The sequence below is a fragment of the Candidatus Sodalis pierantonius str. SOPE genome, from assembly GCF_000517405.1.
In the GTDB taxonomy this organism is placed as follows: Bacteria; Pseudomonadota; Gammaproteobacteria; order Enterobacterales; family Enterobacteriaceae; genus Sodalis_C; species Sodalis_C pierantonii.
This window is the reverse complement of record NZ_CP006568.1, coordinates 3,578,696-3,598,881: the sequence shown is the minus strand read 5'-3', so window position 1 is coordinate 3,598,881 and position 20,186 is coordinate 3,578,696. Positions and strand designations below refer to the sequence as shown.

The 20,186-nt window shown below is 58.2% G+C and carries 18 protein-coding genes and 4 pseudogenes; 8 read left to right on the top strand and 14 right to left on the bottom strand.

The window, feature by feature from the left end:
* Positions 1–50: 50 nt before the first annotated feature.
* The 6 genes and pseudogenes from SOPEG_RS28890 to SOPEG_RS30305 all read left to right on the top strand — a co-directional run.
* On the top strand, positions 51–482 hold the full coding sequence (locus SOPEG_RS28890; RefSeq protein WP_071882245.1) for an oligopeptide/dipeptide ABC transporter ATP-binding protein: 432 nt from the start codon (positions 51–53) through the stop codon (positions 480–482).
* An 83-nt stretch (positions 483–565) separates the two neighbouring features.
* Positions 566–706 carry a hypothetical protein gene (locus SOPEG_RS28410; protein ID WP_158382465.1) on the top strand — a complete coding sequence of 47 codons (141 nt, stop codon included), beginning with the start codon at positions 566–568 and terminating at the stop codon, positions 704–706.
* A 110-nt stretch (positions 707–816) separates the two neighbouring features.
* Positions 817–1,962, top strand: a complete 1,146-nt coding sequence (locus SOPEG_RS17980) for an ABC transporter substrate-binding protein (RefSeq protein WP_158382463.1) — start codon at positions 817–819, stop codon at positions 1,960–1,962.
* A gap of 288 nt (positions 1,963–2,250) precedes the next feature.
* On the top strand, positions 2,251–3,159 hold the full coding sequence (locus SOPEG_RS17975) for an MFS transporter (protein ID WP_051419907.1): 909 nt from the start codon (positions 2,251–2,253) through the stop codon (positions 3,157–3,159).
* Between the two features lie 220 nt (positions 3,160–3,379).
* A complete protein-coding gene (locus SOPEG_RS17970; protein ID WP_158382460.1) occupies positions 3,380–5,104 on the top strand; it encodes a CocE/NonD family hydrolase in 1,725 nt (574 codons plus the stop codon).
* Positions 5,105–5,233: 129 nt separating this feature from the next.
* Positions 5,234–6,166, top strand: a pseudogene (locus SOPEG_RS30305) (GlxA family transcriptional regulator); the annotation flags it as partial.
* Between the two features lie 55 nt (positions 6,167–6,221).
* Here SOPEG_RS30305 and SOPEG_RS31000 read toward each other — a convergent pair.
* The 9 genes and pseudogenes from SOPEG_RS31000 to SOPEG_RS17930 all read right to left on the bottom strand — a co-directional run bounded on the left by SOPEG_RS31000 (position 6,222) and on the right by SOPEG_RS17930 (position 13,639).
* Positions 6,222–6,572: a nitrilase-related carbon-nitrogen hydrolase gene (locus SOPEG_RS31000; protein ID WP_417903454.1), complete on the bottom strand. Its 351-nt coding sequence runs from the start codon at positions 6,570–6,572 to the stop codon at positions 6,222–6,224.
* Positions 6,565–7,050, bottom strand: a complete 486-nt coding sequence (locus SOPEG_RS30300; RefSeq protein WP_051419906.1) for a nitrilase-related carbon-nitrogen hydrolase — start codon at positions 7,048–7,050, stop codon at positions 6,565–6,567. Before SOPEG_RS30300 ends, SOPEG_RS31000 begins: the two co-directional genes overlap by 8 nt.
* Before the next feature lie 409 nt (positions 7,051–7,459).
* Entirely contained in the window at positions 7,460–7,831 is a 372-nt protein-coding gene (locus tag SOPEG_RS28885) for a CocE/NonD family hydrolase C-terminal non-catalytic domain-containing protein (RefSeq protein ID WP_081743058.1), read from the bottom strand.
* 95 nt (positions 7,832–7,926) lie between these two features.
* Positions 7,927–8,955 (bottom strand): annotated as a pseudogene (locus SOPEG_RS29960) (CocE/NonD family hydrolase); the annotation flags it as partial.
* A gap of 341 nt (positions 8,956–9,296) precedes the next feature.
* Positions 9,297–9,812 carry a GNAT family N-acetyltransferase gene (locus SOPEG_RS17950; RefSeq protein WP_025246383.1) on the bottom strand — a complete coding sequence of 172 codons (516 nt, stop codon included), beginning with the start codon at positions 9,810–9,812 and terminating at the stop codon, positions 9,297–9,299.
* The gene (locus SOPEG_RS17945) at positions 9,809–10,378 is read right to left on the bottom strand and encodes a helix-turn-helix domain-containing protein (protein ID WP_025246382.1); all 570 of its coding nucleotides are present in this window, start codon (positions 10,376–10,378) and stop codon (positions 9,809–9,811) included. The genes SOPEG_RS17950 and SOPEG_RS17945 overlap by 4 nt, the downstream gene beginning before the upstream one ends.
* A 79-nt stretch (positions 10,379–10,457) precedes the next feature.
* A pseudogene (locus tag SOPEG_RS17940) lies at positions 10,458–12,218 on the bottom strand (FdhF/YdeP family oxidoreductase); the annotation flags it as partial.
* Positions 12,219–12,261: 43 nt separating this feature from the next.
* Positions 12,262–13,185 (bottom strand): IS5 family transposase, encoded by a 924-nt coding sequence (locus tag SOPEG_RS17935; protein ID WP_025244160.1) that lies wholly within the window; start codon positions 13,183–13,185, stop codon positions 12,262–12,264.
* Between the two features lie 130 nt (positions 13,186–13,315).
* The gene (locus SOPEG_RS17930) at positions 13,316–13,639 is read right to left on the bottom strand and encodes a beta-ketoacyl-[acyl-carrier-protein] synthase family protein (protein ID WP_025246381.1); all 324 of its coding nucleotides are present in this window, start codon (positions 13,637–13,639) and stop codon (positions 13,316–13,318) included.
* Positions 13,640–14,371: 732 nt separating this feature from the next.
* Here SOPEG_RS17930 and SOPEG_RS17925 point away from each other — a divergent pair.
* Positions 14,372–15,040 (top strand): Tle-like phospholipase domain-containing protein, encoded by a 669-nt coding sequence (locus SOPEG_RS17925; protein WP_051419902.1) that lies wholly within the window; start codon positions 14,372–14,374, stop codon positions 15,038–15,040.
* Between the two features lie 45 nt (positions 15,041–15,085).
* Here the strand turns inward: SOPEG_RS17925 and SOPEG_RS17920 are convergent, their stop codons facing one another.
* A complete protein-coding gene (locus tag SOPEG_RS17920) occupies positions 15,086–16,078 on the bottom strand; it encodes an NAD(P)/FAD-dependent oxidoreductase (RefSeq protein WP_025246380.1) in 993 nt (330 codons plus the stop codon).
* Between the two features lie 187 nt (positions 16,079–16,265).
* Positions 16,266–16,644, bottom strand: a pseudogene (locus SOPEG_RS17915) (RcnB family protein).
* Between the two features lie 578 nt (positions 16,645–17,222).
* Here SOPEG_RS17915 and SOPEG_RS17910 point away from each other — a divergent pair.
* Positions 17,223–18,146 (top strand): IS5-like element ISSoEn1 family transposase, encoded by a 924-nt coding sequence (locus tag SOPEG_RS17910; RefSeq protein WP_025246379.1) that lies wholly within the window; start codon positions 17,223–17,225, stop codon positions 18,144–18,146.
* A gap of 66 nt (positions 18,147–18,212) precedes the next feature.
* Here SOPEG_RS17910 and SOPEG_RS17905 read toward each other — a convergent pair whose 3' ends face one another.
* The 3 genes from SOPEG_RS17905 to SOPEG_RS28405 form a co-directional block, all read right to left on the bottom strand.
* On the bottom strand, positions 18,213–18,722 hold the full coding sequence (locus SOPEG_RS17905; protein ID WP_025246378.1) for a DUF2975 domain-containing protein: 510 nt from the start codon (positions 18,720–18,722) through the stop codon (positions 18,213–18,215).
* 94 nt (positions 18,723–18,816) lie between these two features.
* Positions 18,817–19,740: an IS5-like element ISSoEn1 family transposase gene (locus SOPEG_RS17900; protein ID WP_025243865.1), complete on the bottom strand. Its 924-nt coding sequence runs from the start codon at positions 19,738–19,740 to the stop codon at positions 18,817–18,819.
* Between the two features lie 241 nt (positions 19,741–19,981).
* Positions 19,982–20,158 carry a hypothetical protein gene (locus tag SOPEG_RS28405; RefSeq protein WP_158382457.1) on the bottom strand — a complete coding sequence of 59 codons (177 nt, stop codon included), beginning with the start codon at positions 20,156–20,158 and terminating at the stop codon, positions 19,982–19,984.
* Positions 20,159–20,186: the final 28 nt, after the last annotated feature.

Genomic DNA, 20,186 nt, shown 5'->3' with positions numbered 1-20,186 from the left:
CGATCGCTACCCGCATCAATTGTCGGGTGGGCAGGCGAGGCGCGAGGCGCGTGGCGCTGGCGCTCAGGCCGAAGCTGATTATCGCCGACGAACCGACCGCCGGCCTGGATTTGTCGGTACAAGGCGAGCGGCTGAACTTGCTCACCGCCCTGCAACGCGAGCTGGGGATGAGCTATTTAATCATCACCCACAACCTGGCTATCACTCGCCATGTTACCGACGACATCGCCATCATGTATCTCGGGCGCATTGTCGAAAGTGGGCCGACCGCCGCCCTGTTCCGCGCGCCGGCGCACCCTTATACCGCCGCGCTGCTCAGCGCCAAAGGCAGCGGCGACGAGGCGGGAAAAGGGGTGCTGGTGGGCGAGATCCCGACGCTTTCCCATCGTCCCGCCGGTTGTGAATTTCATACCCGTTGCCCGCAGGCGCAAGCGCGCTGTCGTGTCGATGCGTCCTTGCTGCGGCCGTTGGCCAACGGGTAGCACGTTGCCTGTCATTTCCCTCTTCTCCGCGCGGCACTTTCCCCTGCCCGGTCCGGCGCCATTATCTTCAAGGAGACACATGCATGAAAGGCCTGTCGATGAACAGACGCGAGTTGATCAAAACGCTGGCGGTGCTCGCCGCCGGCGTATCCGGCTCGCTCGTGGTGGGCGGTCAGCGAAGGGTCTTCGCCGCCGATAGCCAAAATAAGGTGCTGCGGGTATAAAATGACCTGGACATTACCAATCTGGACCCCGCCAACCGCAGCGGCTGGTATGACGAAATGGTGATGTTCGCTATCTATTCCGGGCTGTGCCAATACAAGCCGGGTATCGAGTGGGGCTGGCAGTTGGATGCCGCACAATCGCTGGAGCAGGTCGACCCGCTCACTATCCGTTTCGCGCTGCGTCCCGGCATCATGTGGACCGGCGGCTTTGGCGAAATGATCGCCGAAGACGTGAAATATTCCTACGAACGTTTTTCAATAAAGAGCTGGCGGCGATTTATGCCTCCGATTGGGAGGCGCTGGATCATGTCGAGGTCACCGGCACTTATGAGGGCATTATCCATCTCAAACACCCGTTCGCACCGCTGTTTACCAGCACTCTGCCCCACGCCTCGGGGCTGATAGTCTGTAAAAAAGCGCTGGAAGCCACCAAAGATAAAAAAATCGGCACCGCGCCCGCGGCCTGTCCCGGGCCGTATAAAATCGGCGACTGGCAGCCGCGCAAGCGGTTGACGCTGGTCCGCAACGAGGGATGGAACGGCCGCCACAGCGAGTACGATCAAATCCAGTTGGTACCAATCGGTGATTTGAATACCGCTCAAATCGCCTTTGAAGCCGGCGATTTGGACATGACCAAAATCAATATCAGCGCCATCGGGAAATACCGAGACGACCCGGGCGATAACACGCTGACCGTTCGGCCGGCGCTGGCCTACACCTGGCTCGGGATGAATGTGGATCACCCTAAGCTGAAAGACCTGCAGGTGCGTCGAGCCATTCAGCAGGCTATCGATGTGCCCGCCATTCTGGACGCCACTTTCGGCGGCGCGGTGAAACCGGCTTATGGCCTGGTGCCGCCGCCGCTGGCCGGGGCGCGTAGCAAAAATCTTTATCCTTACGATCCGGCGCAGGCGAAAGCGCTGTTGCAAAAAGCCGGTGTCTCGGGTTTGCAGCTCAGGCTGGACCTGTCCACTTCCACCGACGGCGGAACGGTGGCCCAAGTCATTCAGGCGCAGCTGGCTAAGGTGGGTATCGACTTGAAAATCAACCAGATGGATGGGGCGGCATTTGTCGCCGCGGGCCAGGAATCGGAGGGCGATGCCTGGAAGGACTCGCAACTGCGCCTCACTACCTTTACCACCGCGCCGGACGCCAGTTGGGTGACCGCCTGGTTTACCTGCGATCAGGTGGGTATCTGGAACACCCAACGACCTGCGACAAAAATTGGGATGCGCTCAACGCCAAAGCGGCGGTAGAGCTGGATCAGGCGAAACGGGCGGCTATGTATATCACATTACAGGATCAGTTGGAGGAGACCGGCGCCTATGTCTTTTTATACCACGGCAGCAACGCCTGGCTGACGCCGAAAACCGTTCACGGCGCCTGAGACGCCGGCTATACCGCCCGGGCGACGCGGCCCGGGCCCTGTCTGGCCGGCATTTCCTCCGGGGTGATGCCGCGCGCGGCCGTTTGTGGGAGTTTCCTTGACTACTGCCCGTTTTTCCCTGTTGCCAAAAAAGGGATTGCGCCCTTCAGGCAACGCCTTGCGGCACGCTAATTATCGTCAATTTTTTGGCGGACAGCTGTTGTCGGTCATCGTCAACTGGGTGCATACCATCGCCCTCGGCTGGCTTATCTGGCGGTTGGGCGTGTCGTCACCGGTATTGCTGGGGATGCTGGCGTTTTGCAGCCAGGGGCCGATTTTATTCTTCTGCCTGTTTACCGGCGTGATTGTCGATCGCTGCGATCGCAGCCGGCTGGTATTGACGACGCAAATCGGTATCACCGTGTTGGTGACGTTATTATCGGTGCTAACGCTCAATCATCTGATTACCGGCGCGCTGGCGATAGCTATCGCGACCGGCCTGGGGCTGATCAGCGCCTTTGATTTACCCGGCCGGCAGTCGCTGGTGGTGGATCTGGTGGCGCACGACGATTTGGCCAATGCGCTGGCGCTGAATTCGGTGATTTTCAACGGCGCGCGCCTGGTGGGGCCGGCGCTGGGCGGCGTGCTGGTGGATACCGTCGGCGAGGGCTGGTGTTTTGCCTTTATCGCCGCCTCCTACGTGCCGCTGATCCTGTTTTTGTTCACTATCCGCGTACCGCAGCGCCCGCTCTCGACCCGGCTGAAAGGTCTGCTGCACGAGATGGGCGAGGGCCTGGCTTTTTTACGCCAGGACCCGCCGGCATTACGCATCCTGCTGCTGGTCGGCCTGTGTAGTCTTACCAGCGTGCCGTATTTTTCCTTTCTGCCCATGTTGGCGGATACCGTGTTACGTGGCGGTCCCGCCGGATCGGGCATTCTGATGAGTATCACCGGCGTCGGCGCGCTGTTGGCGGCATTACGGCTAACCTTTGCCGGCCATGTCGGCGCTATGGGAACCTGGCCGTTGCGGGCTGCGGTGATGCTGGCTTTGGCGCAGATTCTGCTGGGTCTATCGCAGCACTTTTAGCTGAGCGCCATTATAGCCGCCCCGATCGGTTACGCCATTCTTACCCAGAACCTGACCTCCAACTCGCTGTTACAGCACCGGGTACCGGATCATCTGCGCGGCCGGATGATGTCGTTTTATTCGATGATACTGATTGGCACCGTGCCGATCGGCGCCATTATCTGCGGCGGTGCGGCGGATTGGATCGGCCTGCCGCTGACCCTGATTATTGGCGCCGCTGGTGCTGGAGTGGATCTCCTACCGGCAATCGGACAATACTGCCACCGGCGACGCGATGATGCATGGGGTTTTCGCCGCGCACGGTATTGCCGCCATGCGGATTGACTTGCGCGGCAGCGGCAATTCCGACGGTCTGCTGCGCGATGAATACCTGGCACAGGAGCAGGATGACGCGGTGGAGGTCATCGCCTGGATCGCACGTCAGGCGTGGTGTAACGGCAATGTCGGCATGATCGGCATTTCCTGGGGCGGGTTCGCCGCGCTCCAGATTGCCGCACGCCGGCCGCCGGCGCTAAAGGCGATCATTACCTGCTGCTCCACCGACGATCGCTATAGCGACGATGTGCATTATATGGGCGGCGCGCTGCTGACGGATGGGCTGCAATGGGACAGCGGCCTGTTTACCCAATTGGGCAGACCGCTGGACCCGGCTCACGTCGGCGAGCGCTGGCGCGAAGGGTGGTTGTCGCGCCTTGAAGGGATGGAACCGCCGCTGGCCCACTGGCTGGCGCACGGCGATCGCGACGCGTTTTGGCGCCATGGATCGGTATGTGAAGATTATCAGGCAATAGAGTGCGCGGTGTATGCGGTAGGGGGCTGGACCGATGGGTATTGCGACGCCATCTTGCGGCTCATGCATCATCTTGATGCGCCGCGCAAAGGGTTAATTGGCCCCTGGACCCATGTTTATCCCACCTGGGGCTTGCCCGGTCCGGCAATCGACTTCCTGGGGGAGTGTCTGCGGTTTTGGCGGCAATGGCAACAGGGCGAAATCACCGGCATCATGGATGAACCGATGCTGCGCCTCTGGCAGGGGGAAGGGCTGCGCGCCTATCCCCGCGGCATTACCCTTGGCGGTCAATGGTTGAGCGCGCCGGAGTTCCAGGCCGATCAGCGTAGCGATGACGCCTTGTCGCAGTGTTTCGATACGCCGCGGCTGACGGCGCCGTTGACGCTGTGCGGCAAAGCGGCGCTGGAGGTGGCGGTGGCCTTCGAGAGTCCCTCGGCATTGCTGGTGCTGCGGCTAAATGAAGTAAGCGCCGATGGGCATTCTGCGCGCGTAACGTTCGGCGTACACCGGCTTACGCGTCCTGAGGGCGTGACGCCGGGCGAGCTTTTCCGCGTTCGGCTGTCCTTCAAAGGGGTGGCCTACCGCTTTTCTCCCGGCTGTCGGCTGCGGCTGGCGCTCTCCACCGCTTATTGGCCGATGGTCTGGGCGGAGCCCGGCCAGGGGCCGGTGCGGCTGTGGCCGGAGGGCGCGGTATTACAACTGCCTGGTCTCGGCGATGCCATCACACTTGACGACCCAGCGTTCGGCGCCCCGCGCTCCGCACCGCCTCATCCCCATGAGGCGGTTTCGCCGGAGGTCACCCGCCGCCAGGTGGAATGGGACGTCGGCGCGGGCATCCACCGGGTGGTGATGGACGCGCAGCGCCAGCATACGCGTATTGGCGAATTATGCTTTGGCAGCGAGGGGCATGAGGTGTATACGATTGGCGCGTTGGCGGAGAGTGCGCGCATGGAGACCCATCGTGTCCAGCGCTACACCCGTCCCGGCTGGGATATCAGGCTGGAGTGCGATACCGATCTCGCCTGGCGGGCGGGGGGGCTAGTGCTGACCTCCCGTTATCAGGCATGGGAAAACGACCGTTCGGTATTCAGCCGCGAATGGTGCCATCGCTTTCCCTCCCGCCATCGCGATGAAAGCAACGTGGGGGATAGCTGAGACTTGGCAGAAACGTTACAGTCAAGGTAAGCGGGTGCGGCGCCGCCGTTCGCGCCATACCGGGCTCGCGCCAACGCGTCGGGCCCAGCGGTGTTTTTTGTTTTTCTTTGCCAGAAGCGATTGACGACCATGCTATCCGTTGAACCCACCGCATTCACGTTTTTACTGGGCCAGGATTTTTCCATGATGAGCCTGGCCTCGGCAATTGAGCCGCTTCGGTCTTACAACCGCTTATTCAGGCAACGCGCCTTTAGCTGGCATCTGGTCAGCCTCAACGGCGAACCGGTCACCGCCGCCAACGGCATCTCGTTTCCTACCTGCCCCGTTAACCAGGTGCTGGCAGCATCGCATTATCTCTTTATTTGCGGCGGGGAGCGGGTGGTGGTGGTGCAATACGAGCGGGGTTATCAAAGCGCGATGCGCCAAGCGGCCCGCGCCGGTCTGTTTATCGGCTCCTTGTCCACCGGCACGTTTTTGCTGGCAAAATGCGGGCGGCTGAACGGCCACCGCTGTACAATTCATTGGGAAAGCCGCGCCGCGTTTGCGGAGAGTTATCCGGATATCGAATGTACCCGCAAGATTTACGAAATTGACCGCCATCGTTTAACCTGTTCCGGCGGCACCGCAGCAATGGATATGATGCTGAACCTCATTGCCGAACGCTACGGTGACGATCGCGCCATCGCGGTGGCGAACCAATTCCACCATGAACGGATCCGCAGCGCAGCGGACGATCAGCGCGGCCACCGCCAGCATCGGGTGCCGCTGCCGCCGGTGTTGAGTGCGGCGATAGCGGTGATGCAGTCCACTTTCGAGGAGCTGCTTTCGCTGTTGGTGGTAGCGCAGCAGGTCGGGGTGGGCACGCGCCAACTGGAGCGCCTGTTCGGCCGTCATTTCGGTAAGACGCCGCAGCGTTACTATTTGGAGCTGCGGCTGGAACAGGCGCGCGAAATGCTGATCTATTCCGACCGGTCTATCATCGATATTGCCGTCTCGGTGGGTTTCAGCTCCACCTCCCATTTCGCCGGCTGGTTTCGCCGCATCTTCGGCGTGCTCCCTTCGGACATGCGCCAGGAGCGGCGGGTAAGGTTGTCGACGGCGCGGCAAGCGAGCGTTTTCAGCGCCGGCGGGCGTGCTCCGTTGTTGATTGACGGCACCCACCCACCCAGGCCGCGGAAGGGGCGAGTCTTATTTCATGCGGCGGCGTTAATCCGCGGGCATGAGGCCGTTCAGGTAGTGGGCGTGACGGCTGTCGGCCGGCCACGGATGCTGCCGGCGCGCTGGCCACTATGCCGCCGTCCGGGCCGACGATACGGCTTTGGCCGATACAGGCGAACGGGCCGTCGCCGTCGCCGCGGTTGGCGAAGGCAACATAACAGCCATTTTCGTAAGCCTGCGCCGGCACCACATGGCGCGGCACCACGTCATAACCGTGGGTGGTCGCGCTGATATACAATAAACTATCCATAATCCATGCCCGCCAGCGCCTGGGCGCGGACCAGCTCCGGGAAATCCAGATCATAGCAAATCGCCATCCCGAAACGGAAACCGTGTAATTGAAACCCCGCCAGCCGGTCGCCGGGACGGAATAACGCCTGTTCATAACCTGACCAGAGGTGGATTTTGCGGTAGTTGGCGCAAACGTTGCCCTGAGCATCGATCGCTATCATGGCGTTATAGCGCTCGTCGCCGCATTGTTCCGCATAGCCAAACGCTAGCGCCTGACGACGTCCGCGCGTCAGCGCCGCTAACCGGCGCAGCGTCTCTCCCGACTGCGGCAGCGACAGACGCCGCACGGCATCCTGGTGTTGATAACCGCACAGCGCCAGTCCCGGCAATAGCAGCAAATCCGCCGGCGCCGCTGCGGCCAGCGCGCCGTCCAGCCAGTCGGGAATGGCGGCGATCTCCGCCGGTGCGTCGGCAGTCTGGACGATGCCAATCTTCATGCGGGATCATCTCCCGGCGGGGAAAAAAAAGGAAAGTCGAGCCGCCAACGCCGGGAGAAACACTGCTCCTCTCCATCCCAGGCGCCGAGGGTGGATTCCAGCCGCCAGCGTCGGCGGTAAGCAGGCTGTGAATTTCTAGCCGGGCCTGCCAGTCGCCGCGATGAAAGCCGGCGCTGCGCCAGGCTTCGGAACGGGCGCCGGCGGGGTCGTGAGCATTGACGCGATAGATCTCGCGGCCCAGCGTCTCAAGGCGCAGTCCGGTCTCCGCCAATTCAACTGCGCCAAGATTACGCACCACCTCAAGCGTCGTTTCGCCATCGTCAATATCCCGGATCACCCGTTGGCGGCCGCGGGCAGACCTCAGCGTCGGGATCACGCAGCGGCAGTATTACGCTGCCGCTTTGTATCGTCAGAACAGGACGTACCGGCAGCGGCGCGGCCAGTAATAGGTTGAGAGCGCAACGCGCAGGCGATAGCCCGCCGGCAGGACAAACGCCGCCGCTTTCAGCAGGACGTTGATCTCATAATAGTGTCCCGGCACCAGCGGTTCTGCGCGATCAAAGCCGTTGCGCGCCACCAGATTCAATAAACCATAACTCACGCGGATGGCAGTGCCGTCCGGCGCCACGGTATTCAGGCGCACCGCCAGCATCGCCAGGGGGTTATCCGCGCACAGCTCAAGCAGCACCTCGGCGCGGCCGAGGTGCTGTAGCGTCGTTTCCACGGGCAGCCCATCAAAGCACAGGGAGCCGGCGTCATCCTCGCGCTGGTCCCCCGGCATATCCGGTCCCCAACCGCAAGGACACCACTCCCCCCCGACGCCAGTCCCGTGGTGGCGGGGGAACTCAGGGTTGCGGTAAATTGCGCCGGCGTGTCCTGTAGCCGACTGGGCGCCAGATGCAATGTGCGCGCCCGGACGTCGGCGGAGGGCCAGCGGCGTTCCGCCGCCCAATGACCCTGGCGCTGCACATAGCGGGCGCGGGGCGGTTCCGGCCGTTGTTGCCAATAGGTCAGCATCGGTTCGGCCATAATGCCGGTCTCTCGCCCTTTCAACCACTGATCGAACCAGCGCTGAACATAGCCGATAAAATCAATGCGCGGCCCCGGCGTGGCAATGTGGGGAAAAGCGTGCCCCCATGGGCCGATCAGCCCTTTGCGCGGGCCGCGCAGGTTCTCCAGCAGGCGCAGCACGGTGTTGGTATAGCCATCGGTCCAACCGCCAACCGCCAGCACCGGCACGGTAATGCGGCCATAGTCCTCGCATACCGAACCGCTGCGCCAGTAGTCGTCCCGCTGGGGATACTGCATCCAGCGCGCCGCGGGCGGCAGATCCATCGCGTTGAGTCGCGCCAGCCACATGGCCTTCCAGCGGTCGCCGACGATGGCCGGATCCGGCGGCGTCCAGGTAAACAGGGTGGCGCCATATTGCAGATTGTCGTTGAGCAGGGCGCCGCCCATATAATGCATATCGTCGGCGTAGCGGTAGTCGGTGGAGCAGGCGGTGACTATCGCTTTGAGCGCCGGCGGCCGCAGGGCGGCGATTTGCAGCGCGTTGAAACCGCTCCAGGAGATGCCTATCAACCCGACGCTGCCGCTGCACCAGTCCTGCGCGGCGATCTAGGCGATGACTTCGCAGGCATCGCGCCACTCCTGCGGCGTATATTCGTCGTTCATCAGCCCGTCAGAGTCGCCGGCGCCGCGCATGTCGACGCGTAGGGCGGCATAGCCGCAGCTGGCCAAACCGGGATGCAGCACGGCATCATCTCCGCGATGCCGGTCGCGGCGGCAGTAGGGTAAATACTCCAAAATGGCGGGCACCGGCGAACTTTCGTCCGGTAACCACAGGCGGGCGGCCAGACGGCAACCGTCCGAGAGGGGGATCCAGACCGTTTCGATTATCCGCATGACACACCGCTCCTGACGATACCAACGTTGGCTCTATTTTTGCACAGTGCGCCACGGAAACCATCCGGTTTGCGACCCGTTTGACGCGAAAAGCGACTTAAGGGCAAAAAGGACGGGTGCCGTTGGTGTAGCGGGCCCAGAGGCGGGCGGCGTCTCTCTCCCCTCGGCCACGCGTCACGCTACGCCCGTTGCCTGGTGGTTCAACGGGCGGATGAAACGTGTCGCAGACGGGTTGGCGCTGGCCTCCGGCAGCCGCCGTAGCGTCAAGCGCGCCATCGATCGGCGCCGGCGTCGTGAACACGGCGCGCGATGTTGGTCGCCGCCGGCGAGCGGCGCAATGATTATTTCAGCTGTAAATAATAGACGGTGGTCGCGGTCAAACGGCCGTCGGGATACAGCGCGTAATCGGGAATGACGCCCACGCGCCGCCAGCCAAGGCGGGTATAAAGTCGTTCAGCGGCGCTGCCGGTGGCGGTATCCAGCACCAGCAGCGTCTTGCCTACCTGCGCCGCCCGCATCAATGCCTCGCCCACGCCGAGGCGACGTGCCCCGCGGTGTACCAGTAGTTTGATAATGTCGCCGCGGTGCGGTTGATTCTCCGGCTGCGCCAATACCACCTGCACCGTGCCGATAATCTTTCCTCCGGCATCGCGCGCCACCAGCAGACCGTGATCACCACTGGCCGCCAACGCCGTTTTTCGACGCCAGAACGCCTCGGTGCGCGCCTCGGGAAGCGGCAACATAAAACCGACTGACGCGCCCCCTTCCACGCAGTCAATCAACAGCGCGATCAGGTCCGCCAAATCCGCCTGGTTAATGTCGGCACCCAGCGATTGCAGTGTGATGCCAGGGGTCATGGCACGCTCCTGACCGGCGACAGCAGCACCAAATAGCGCGCCGGCTCATGATGAGGATTATGAAAGGCGGTGGGACGGTCCAGAGCAAAACCCAAACAATCTCCCTGCCGCAGACGATATTCCCGCTCTCCGACACGGATAAGAATAGACCCCGCCAGCAGCCAGATTTGCTGATGAATGCCGGGATCACGCTGGCCGGTTTCATAGGCGACGCTGGCGCCGGCAGGGAATATCACCTCTATCATTTGCACCGGAAAGTGGGCGTTGTCCGGAGTAAGATTGCGCCGTATATAGCCCGATTGTGGATCTTGCCACCGCGGCTGGTCGTCGTGCCGCACCAGTGGCGTACTGTCGGTAGCCGGTACCTCGAATAGCGCGTTGAGCGGCATCCCGAGTCCGTAGGCGAGTTTTTCCAGTACCGCGGCCGTCGGGCTGCTTTCGCCACGCTCAATCAGCGAGATCATAGACCGGCTAACATCGGATTGTTGCGCCAGCGCCTCCAGCGATAATCCACGCTGCCGGCGCAGCGCGCTCAGCCGGGCGGCGATGCGCGCGTTAATGTCCATACGATTGACCTTATTTCCAGAATAATGGATTTATAATCTAGTATAATGGAAACAGAAGTCAAGATAAAGCGCCAGTCGCCTTAGCTATTTTCTTGCCGTCGGCGTCCAGCGCGATGACGTTAACTTTATCCCCCACCCGCAATTCCCGCCGCTCCGCCTCCGCCGCGTTAAGAAACAGCACATCGCGCCGGCCGGTGACGCCGCGGTAGCGATCGTTAAGGCCATACAACGTAGTATTGTATTGATCGTGGCTACGCAGGGTGGTCAGCACCAGTTCATGATGCGGCGAGCCACAGGGATCTTCATTGATGCTCGGCATAATAATAAATTGGGCGCGTCCATTAGGGGTATTCCATTGACGTTCCGAGGCGGCATTGTAAAGCCGGAAACCGCCGGGCTGCTGAATGCGGGTATTGTAGTCCTTGAACGCTGGAAATACCGATGCTATGGTGTCGCGGATGCGCGCGTAATCGGCAACCAATGCCTCCCAGGGCACCTTGCTATTAGGCAGCGTTCCGCGCGATACATGGACCATCGACATGGAGTCTTCGACGGTAATTGATTGACTGCCGCTGGCCTGCCTATCCTTCTCGGTGCGGCCCAGCACCGGCAGAAGATAGCTGTTTTTCGCCAACAGCAGATGGGAACGGTTCAACTTGGTCGCCATATGCACCACCAGCTCCAATTTGCGCATGGCCGCAAAAGTCACGTCCGGGTCCGGCATCGCCGTTGCCAGGTTGCTGCCAAGACATATCAACGCTTTGGAACTGCCCTGCTGAATAGCCCGTATGCTTGCCACCGCCGCGTGGCCATGTTTGGCCGGCGGCGTGAAACCAAAGGTGCGCTTGATACCGTCTAGCAGCGCCTGCGAGGGGATTTCGGTAATGCCCACCGTGCGGTCGCCCTGCACGTTGGAGTGCCCGCGCAGGGGACAAATCCCCGCGCCCGGCTTGCCGATATTTCCGCGCAGCAGCAGCAAATTGGCCAGCTGTTGTACATTTTGCGTACCATGCTGATGCTGAGTGATGCCCATGCCGTAGCAAATAATGGTCCGCTCAGCATTGGCGTACAGGCGGGCGATATGTAAAATTTCGCCGTGATTCAGACCGGAAACCGCGATGATGTCCTGCCACGGCGTGTTGTCCAAATCGGCTTTCAGGGCCGCAAAACCCTGGGTATGTTCAGCGATAAACGCCTCATCGATCACCCCGTTATCGCCGCGGGCCAGCGCATCTTGATGCAGGGTAAGCAGCGTCTTCATAATGCCTTTCAGCATGGCGGCATCGCCGCTGACCCGGACTTTATAATAGGTCGACGACAGTTCGGTGGCGCTGAGCGTGAGCATTTCTATCGGGCTTTGGGGGGACGTGAACCGTTCAAGCCCCCGCTCCTGCAGGGGATTAAACGCCACAATGGTGGCGCCGCGTTTGGCCACCTCGCGCAGGGTGGCTAGCATGCGCGGATGATTAGTACCGGGATTATGGCCGATACACATGACCAGATCGCAATGCTCGAAATCCTCAAGGGTGACGGTGCCTTTACCCACGCCGATGGAGGCCGGTAAACCCACGCTGGTGGGTTCATGGCACATATTGGAACAGTCGGGGAAATTATTGGTGCCGTATTCGCGGGCAAAAAGCTGATAAAGGAATGCCGCCTCGTTGGACGTGCGTCCGGACGTGTAAAACTCCACGCAATCAGGGTCCGTGTAGCGCTGCAATGTCGCGCCAATTTCGCGAAAAGCCACCTCACATTCGATAGGGCGATAAGTATCCGTAGCGGCATCATATTTCATCGGCTGGGTCAGTCGCCCTTCCCCTTCCAAATCGCTTTGTTGAATAAATCCGAAATTTGTGACGACTTCCTTCCTATCAGGGCGATTGTTACATGATGCGGACGCTGTTTGGCATTCCTAACAGTGTGATCCGGTTAAGTGCTTTAACCATTGCCATTGTCTCACCTACCTGCGCGTCATAGTCATGCAGACTCAGATGACCACCCAGAAGTGTTTTAAACCGGAACATGGCCGTTTCAGCCAGTGAACGCCGGTGATAACCTACTTTCTTTTTCCAGGTATCGTTATTGCCGCTCAGATGCTGATTTGCCACCGCATGGTTACGCTCATGGTATCGAGCTGGCCAATATTGCGCACCACTTCGCGGTGGGATAAGCGGCTTTATTTTTTTCCTCAGCAGAGCATCATGGCAGTAACGCGTATCGTAAGCACTGTCAGCCGACGCTTCCCTGATTTTCCGGTGGGTTTGGTTAATCAGCCCGGGCAGCGCCTGCGCATCTGTCGTACCGCTTAGCGATAAATCGGCACAGATAATTTCATGTGTCACGCTATCTACTGCCAGATGAAGCTTGCGCCATACTCTGCGCCTCTCAGCCCTATGCTGCCTGACTTTCCATTCGCCTTCGCCGAAGACTTTCAGGCCGGTGCCATCGATGACCAGGTGTGAGATTTCGCCGCGGGTTGGCGTTTTTATGCTGATGTCGACGGTTTTTGCTCGCCGGCTGACCAGAGAGTAATCTGGGCAGCGCAGCGACAGCCCCATCAGTTTAAAAATCGAGTCAACGAAACCCTGTAACGCCCGGAGCGAAAGGTTAAACACGCGCTTTATCATCAGAACCGTGGTAATGGCCATATCGGTGTAGTGAAGCGGCCGGCCACGATGTTCAGGTGGTGTACTCTCAGTCCATGCAGCAATGGCTGACTCATCAAGCCATACTGTCAGGTCCCCCCGCTGCCTGAGCGCATTGTTATATGCGGGCCAGTTGGTAATTTTAAACTTTTGCTTTGCCATGGGGACCTGATGTTGAAACGAATGTAGTGATCATAGCCGCCAGTCACCTAAAAGTTCGATTTATTCAACAAAGCCTCCGCATCATGTAACAATCGCCCTGATAGGGAGGAAGTCGTCACAAATTTCGGATTTATTCAAAAAAGCGCGACGGCATCAAAAAACCCGAGCAGGAGACATAGATAATCGCGGCGATTTGGCTGGCGCTGACGGAGGCATTGTGCAGCGCTTCTTCAACTACGCCGGTAACCAAGCGTTTTGACTCATATTCAAATACCGCATTCCGATAGCCAAATCCAGGATGCAACGTGGCAAGCTCGATGGGCTGTATAATATGTCTTTTCATAACGTCGGTATTAATAATCAATTCGATCGATTTTTTCAAATTCGGATTGTCTTTAAAGTTTGTCCTGGCTAAATTAATCGTATCTTGCTGGCTAATGATGTATTCCGGCAAATAAACCGCATGCTTGTGCAGAGTGGGCATATTTAATAGTCTCCATAATAGATTGAATGAGTTGAGGTTATCAAGCCGATCGATTACCCTTGTCCGTCGTCATCTTGTTAAGCTGGCCGGAGATTGTCAATGCGCTCTGACAGCAGTATTAATTTTCCTGTGCGATTGTTCCGAGAAAATTTACTGGTTTATAAATGGGTTAATTAGGGTATTTGCAGTCTTCGCTACCGGGTGAGTAATCAAAGAAATATATGTTTAAGCCTGTAGCTATTGCAGAGATAAATAACGGCTTTATTTATCTTCCCCTGTCCTCTCTTGCAGCGCACGGCAAATTGCGACGGTAAACGTCTTTATGGCGAGGCGATGCTAAACCTGCCGGCAATCACCTCTAGAATATCCCACAAAAGGGGGCGCCATGAACATTTCCTGCAATTTCGGCCTAGCGTCATCGCTTAAATTGCCAGTCAGAACAGCGATATGGCGATAGGAGGTCAGCATGTTACAACGAGTTTTCCCACCGGGGCCCGGGGCGGTGTCCTGGGCGCGTTCTTACGCCGCCGGGCAGCAGGCGACGTCTGCTCTGGCGGCGCGCCTCACGGCCGCTGAGCGCGCACCAGCCGCGGCAACTCAGGTCAGCGCCGACGATGCAGCAAGGGCGCGGCGGTGAGGAGTATATCACCTGCGGCGTCCTGCCGCAGAAGGGGAATTACCAGTTAGCGCAGATAGCCGGCGATGTTTACGCTAAACATTCCGCCCTTCCGCCGCTTTACCCCGCACGATTTGCGCCGATACGGCCTCGATAAGGCGCGACTGCGCGACAAACGTTCCGGCTTGCAGGCCAATTTCTATGGCAACGGCAGGCAGGTGGCGCTGGCCTTTGCCGGCACCAATGGTTTCAACGACTGGCTGGCCAATCTACGGGCGTCGCTGGGCTACCGGGATGCGCAGTATCAAGCGTCGGTGGCGCTGGCGCGGCAGGCCAGACACCTTTTTGGCGACAAAGTGCTTTTTATCGGCCATTCTCTCGGCGGTTCGCTTGCCGCCATCGCCGCTGTGGCGACCGGTTCGATGGCGGTGACGTTTAATCCGGCGGGCGTGGCTGAAAAAACCCTTAGTCGCTATGGGGCGTCGCCCGCCAGGGCGAAACGACGGGCGGCGAACGGGAGTATCCGCTGTTATAGCGAACAATACGACCCGCTGCATTGCGTGCAGCGCTGGCTACCGCCGCTACCCGAGGTGCCAGGGCATCGGATTACGCTTCGGCCGCCGGTGCAGCTTGCCGGCAACATTCTACCGTTGCAGGCATTGGTCTCTTTCTGCCAGGCCCACGGCATCAAGGACGTTATCGCGGCAATGGCCCGCGTGATTAAACCCGCCGTCAACGACACCCAACCGCAATAGCTAAGGGGCAATGGGCGACGTGTTAGCGCCGCCAGCGTCGCGCCGCTATGGGTGACCATACAGTAATAGCCCGTTAACCCCGGTAACGGGCCGACCGCGGGCAAGCCATCCTTCCGGCAGCGCGCGAATGCCGGTGGTGACCTGATAATCCGTAATACCGCGTAATCCAGGCAACAGCTGGGCGGCTTCCCGTAACAGATCGGCCGCCGCTTGATCCCGCGCGGCGGGAGATTCGATCAATGCCCAGGCTACCTCTAAGTCGTTAGGGCAGATCAGGCTGTGGCCCGGACCGTTGGGGCGGACGTCGAATGTCGGGGTGATAAGAACGTGGCGCACCGGCGCCGCGGCCGATGGCACCCGCACCAGCAGGCCCGCGGTGGGGGCTAGCGGCAAATCGAGATCCGGCTGGAAAGGCTGGCTATCGGCCCAGCGGCCGCAACAGTTCACCACCAGATCGGCGTTAAGCGCGCGGCCGTTGGCCAAGGTGACCTCGGTGACACGCTGGTTGTTACGGATGATGCCGGCGACGGCGGTGACGGCGGCTACGCTTCCGCCGCCAGCGATAACTTCATCCAGCAGGGTATTGATATACAGCCGCGTGTCCAGCCAGCCCTCTCGTTCACACCACAATATCGGCGTGGCCGGCACGGCGTCGCGCGCCAGCGCCGGTTCCCGCACCAGTAAAGCCTCTTTGTCCAGCCAACGGACGGGATACCCCCACGCCGTCAATTGCCGCGCCTGTACCGCCATCGCGGCCGCGTCGTGCGGGTGACGAAATTCAGCGCTGCCGGTCAAGTGCAGCCAGCGGCGATGGGGAAAGCGCGCCTGGAGCGCCTGATGCGCGTCAATGCCGGCGTTATTCAATTGATGGTAGTCTTGCGGCGGTTTACCGTGGGCGTTGACCCAGGCGAAAGACGTGCCGGAGGTACCGCTGACCCGTTCGCCGGCATCCAGCACGGTCACTCTGGCACTGAGATTGACGGCTTCAAACGCCAGTGACGCGCCGATCATGCCGGTGCCGATAATGATGATTTCCATCCGCTTTGCCTGCTGATTTTCCGCCGGGATCGGTCGGTGCTGCGCCGACGCCAGCGAAGATTAAGGGGAGTAGATAATTTACAGGTTAATGATTGCCGCCGCGGGACGCAACAGCGCCGGCCGGGGTCGCGGGCGGCAACGGGCCCGCAAACCGCCGGCGGCGCGTAACGCCACCGGCGGGAAACGCTTAATGAGGCAGCATCGTGCTCATTATGATTGATGTAATGATCCCCGTGGTGGCGGCGATCAACACGTAATTGCCGTCGATGTAGGCCCAGTACTCTCCCGGAGGCGGCGCCTGAAGGCCGCGCGCATGCCAATCGTAAACGCGGTAATCATCGCCGCGAAAACGCTCTGGCGCGGGATGGCCACGGCGGAAATCATGGCCGTTCCAGGCGAAATGATTCCGTTCGCCGCCGGGTCTGCCCGCCCTGACCACCATGGCCCTGTTGCCACTGCTGCTGAGATGGTTGTCCATGCGGGCCGTCGGCCCAGAAAAACGCGGAGAAACAACTGCTGGCCGCGAAAACCGTCATAACCAATGCAAGCGTGGTCTTTTTCATCATAGCTTCCTCATTAAACGACTGCCGGGTACTACCTGTTACTGACTAATATGGGATACGCGTTGGCGGTATTAAATAACGAAATATCTTAAAAACTGCGATTTGACCCAGCTTTACTTGGTTTAGTAAATTATAAACATATGTAACAGGAAAAACGCATTTTGGCAGAGGGTTAACCGGGGTGAGAGGGAATATGACCCGATACCGGCGGGGAGATAATTACTATAACGTTTAATCGCTAGGGTATGGAAAGGGTAACTTACCCGCGAACTAAAACACAAAGGGCTGTACGTTAATGAAATAGCGTAAACAATAAAAACGTTTATTAACCTAACCCCACGTCCGTTAGTTGGACGCTTTAGCCAGAGTAGCGGTGTTCACATCCACCCTCGCGCGCCAATTATCGCCCTGTGGTCTGCCAATAATAAGGTTAACGGTTTCTGTTACAACGTATCACGGTCTTATTTTTCTGGTGGCGCAATAGGTTAATGGCTTATCCCCAGCGCGGCTTTGTTGAATAAATCGAACTTTTAGGTGACTGGCGGCTCTGATCACTACATTCGTTTCAACATCAGGTCCCCATGGCAAAGCAAAAGTTTAAAATCACCAACTGGCCCGCATATAACAATGCGCTCAGGCAGCGGGGGGACCTGACAGTATGGCTTGATGAGTCAGCCATTGCTGCATGGACTGAGAGTACATCACCTGAACATCGTGGCCGGCCGCTTCACTACACCGATATGGCCATTACCACGGTTCTGATGATAAAGCGCGTGTTTAACCTTTCGCTCCGGGCGTTACAGGGTTTCGTTGACTCGATTTTTAAACTGATGGGGCTGTCGCTGCGCTGCCCAGATTACTCTCTGGTCAGCCGGCGAGCAAAAACCGTCGACATCAGCATAAAAACGCCAACCCGCGGCGAAATCTCACACCTGGTCATCGATGGCACCGGCCTGAAAATCTTCGGCGAAGGCGAATGGAAAGTCAGGCAGCATGGGGCTGAGAGGCGCAGAGTATGGCGCAAGCTTCATCTGGCAGTAGATAGCGCGACACATGAAATTATCTGTGCCGATTTATCGCTAAGCGGTACGACAGATGCGCAGGCGCTGCCCGGGCTGATTAACCAAACCCACCGGAAAATCAGGGAAGCGTCGGCTGACAGTGCTTACGATACGCGTTACTGTCATGATGCTCTGCTGAGGAAAAAAATAAAGCCGCTTATCCCACCGCGAAGTGGTGCGCAATATTGGCCAGCTCGATACCATGAGCGTAACCATGCGGTGGCAAATCAGCATCTGAGCGGCAATAACGATACCTGGAAAAAGAAAGTAGGTTATCACCGGCGTTCACTGGCTGAAACGGCCATGTTCCGGTTTAAAATACTTCTGGGTGGTCATCTGAGTCTGCATGACTATGACGCGCAGGTAGGTGAGGCTATGGCAATGGTCAAAGCGCTTAACCGGATCACGTTGTTAGGAATGCCAAACAGCGTCCGCATCATGTAACAATCGCCCTGATAGGGAGGAAGTCGTCACAAATTTCGGATTTATTCAACAAAGCGCCCCAGCGCCTTAATCGACGTTACGCCGTTCGTTATTATGGCGGCAGGCGTGCCGCAGGATCTGGGCGATAACCGTTAGCGCGAACGAGAGCAGCAGCGCCACGCTATGCCCGACAGAAAAACTGTGTGAGATGATGCGCTTGGCTTTAGGCAACGTGATAAGAAAAGTCACCGCGGGTTCGCACACCATGTCCGCTATCGCCCAAAGGAAAAAGCCGACGGCGGCGAGATTGAGTTGTCGCGCGGCGCTCAGGGAAAAATGATGCCCTAGGCGGTAAAGAGTAAATAATCGATGCAGGGCGCACATACCAAAGGCTAGTGACAGTAATGGGAGGGTAGTGGCTATCATGCCTAGCGTCATTTGTCCGATATTGGTCAGTATTATTTCCGGGTTAGTAATAACTCTCTGCGTCACAAATAGACCCAGCCCATAAGTATTAAGCATGATATCCGGTATATACCAGCTTAAGATGTTAATGATAATCATTAGTAGCGTTATCAGCAGGGAAACTTTTGACATAATACAGCCGTAATAGATGATGGATTGATGTTTTTCATCGCTTTGTTGAATAAATCCGAAATTTGTGACGACTTCCTTCCTATCAGGGCGATTGTTACATGATGCGGACGCTGTTTGGCATTCCTAACAGTGTGATCCGGTTAAGTGCTTTAACCATTGCCATTGCCTCACCTACCTGCGCGTCATAGTCATGCAGACTCAGATGACCACCCAGAAGTGTTTTAAACCGGAACATGGCCGTTTCAGCCAGTGAACGCCGGTGATAACCTACTTTCTTTTTCCAGGTATCGTTATTGCCGCTCAGATGCTGATTTGCCACCGCATGGTTACGCTCATGGTATCGAGCTGGCCAATATTGCGCACCACTTCGCGGTGGGATAAGAGGCTTTATTTTTTTCCTCAGCAGAGCATCATGACAGTAACGCGTATCGTAAGCACTGTCAGCCGACGCTTCCCTGATTTTCCGGTGGGTTTGGTTAATCAGCCCGGGCAGCGCCTGCGCATCTGTCGTACCGCTTAGCGATAAATCGGCACAGATAATTTCATGTGTCACGCTATCTACTGCCAGATGAAGCTTGCGCCATACTCTGCGCCTCTCAGCCCCATGCTGCCTGACTTTCCATTCGCCTTCGCCGAAGACTTTCAGGCCGGTGCCATCGATGACCAGGTGTGAGATTTCGCCGCGGGTTGGCGTTTTTATGCTGATGTCGACGGTTTTTGCTCGCCGGCTGACCAGAGAGTAATCTGGGCAGCGCAGCGACAGCCCCATCAGTTTAAAAATCGAGTCAACGAAACCCTGTAACGCCCGGAGCGAAAGGTTAAACACGCGCTTTATCATCAGAACCGTGGTAATGGCCATATCGGTGTAGTGAAGCGGCCGGCCACGATGTTCAGGTGGTGTACTCTCAGTCCATGCAGCAATGGCTGACTCATCAAGCCATACTGTCAGGTCCCCCCGCTGCCTGAGCGCATTGTTATATGCGGGCCAGTTGGTAATTTTAAACTTTTGCTTTGCCATGGGGACCTGATGTTGAAACGAATGTAGTGATCAGAGCCGCCAGTCACCTAAAAGTTCGATTTATTCAACAAAGCCGTTTTTCATCGTTATTCATGGTGGTTATACGCTGTGGAGAAGAGATAAAATATCTTAGCGTTTTCTTGATAAATTGTTGATGTGCATAATCACTGAGGGGCGTTTCTTGTTATTTTTATCGCGACGTAAATTGTCGTTTTATTGCGCGTGGACGGTTTTTCAATGCTCAGGAAATGGCGGCAACACCACATGTGCTGGTTCCGTCACATCGATCACTGATTCCGATTTCACCGATCACAATTCTGATTTCATCGATCACTAATCTGATTTCATCGATCACTGATTCCGGTCGCCCGATCAGCGATTCCGATTCTGTCCGATCGCTCATCTTCTGTTCCGCCATACTCTGGAGACTTTTAGCTTCCGGGGGC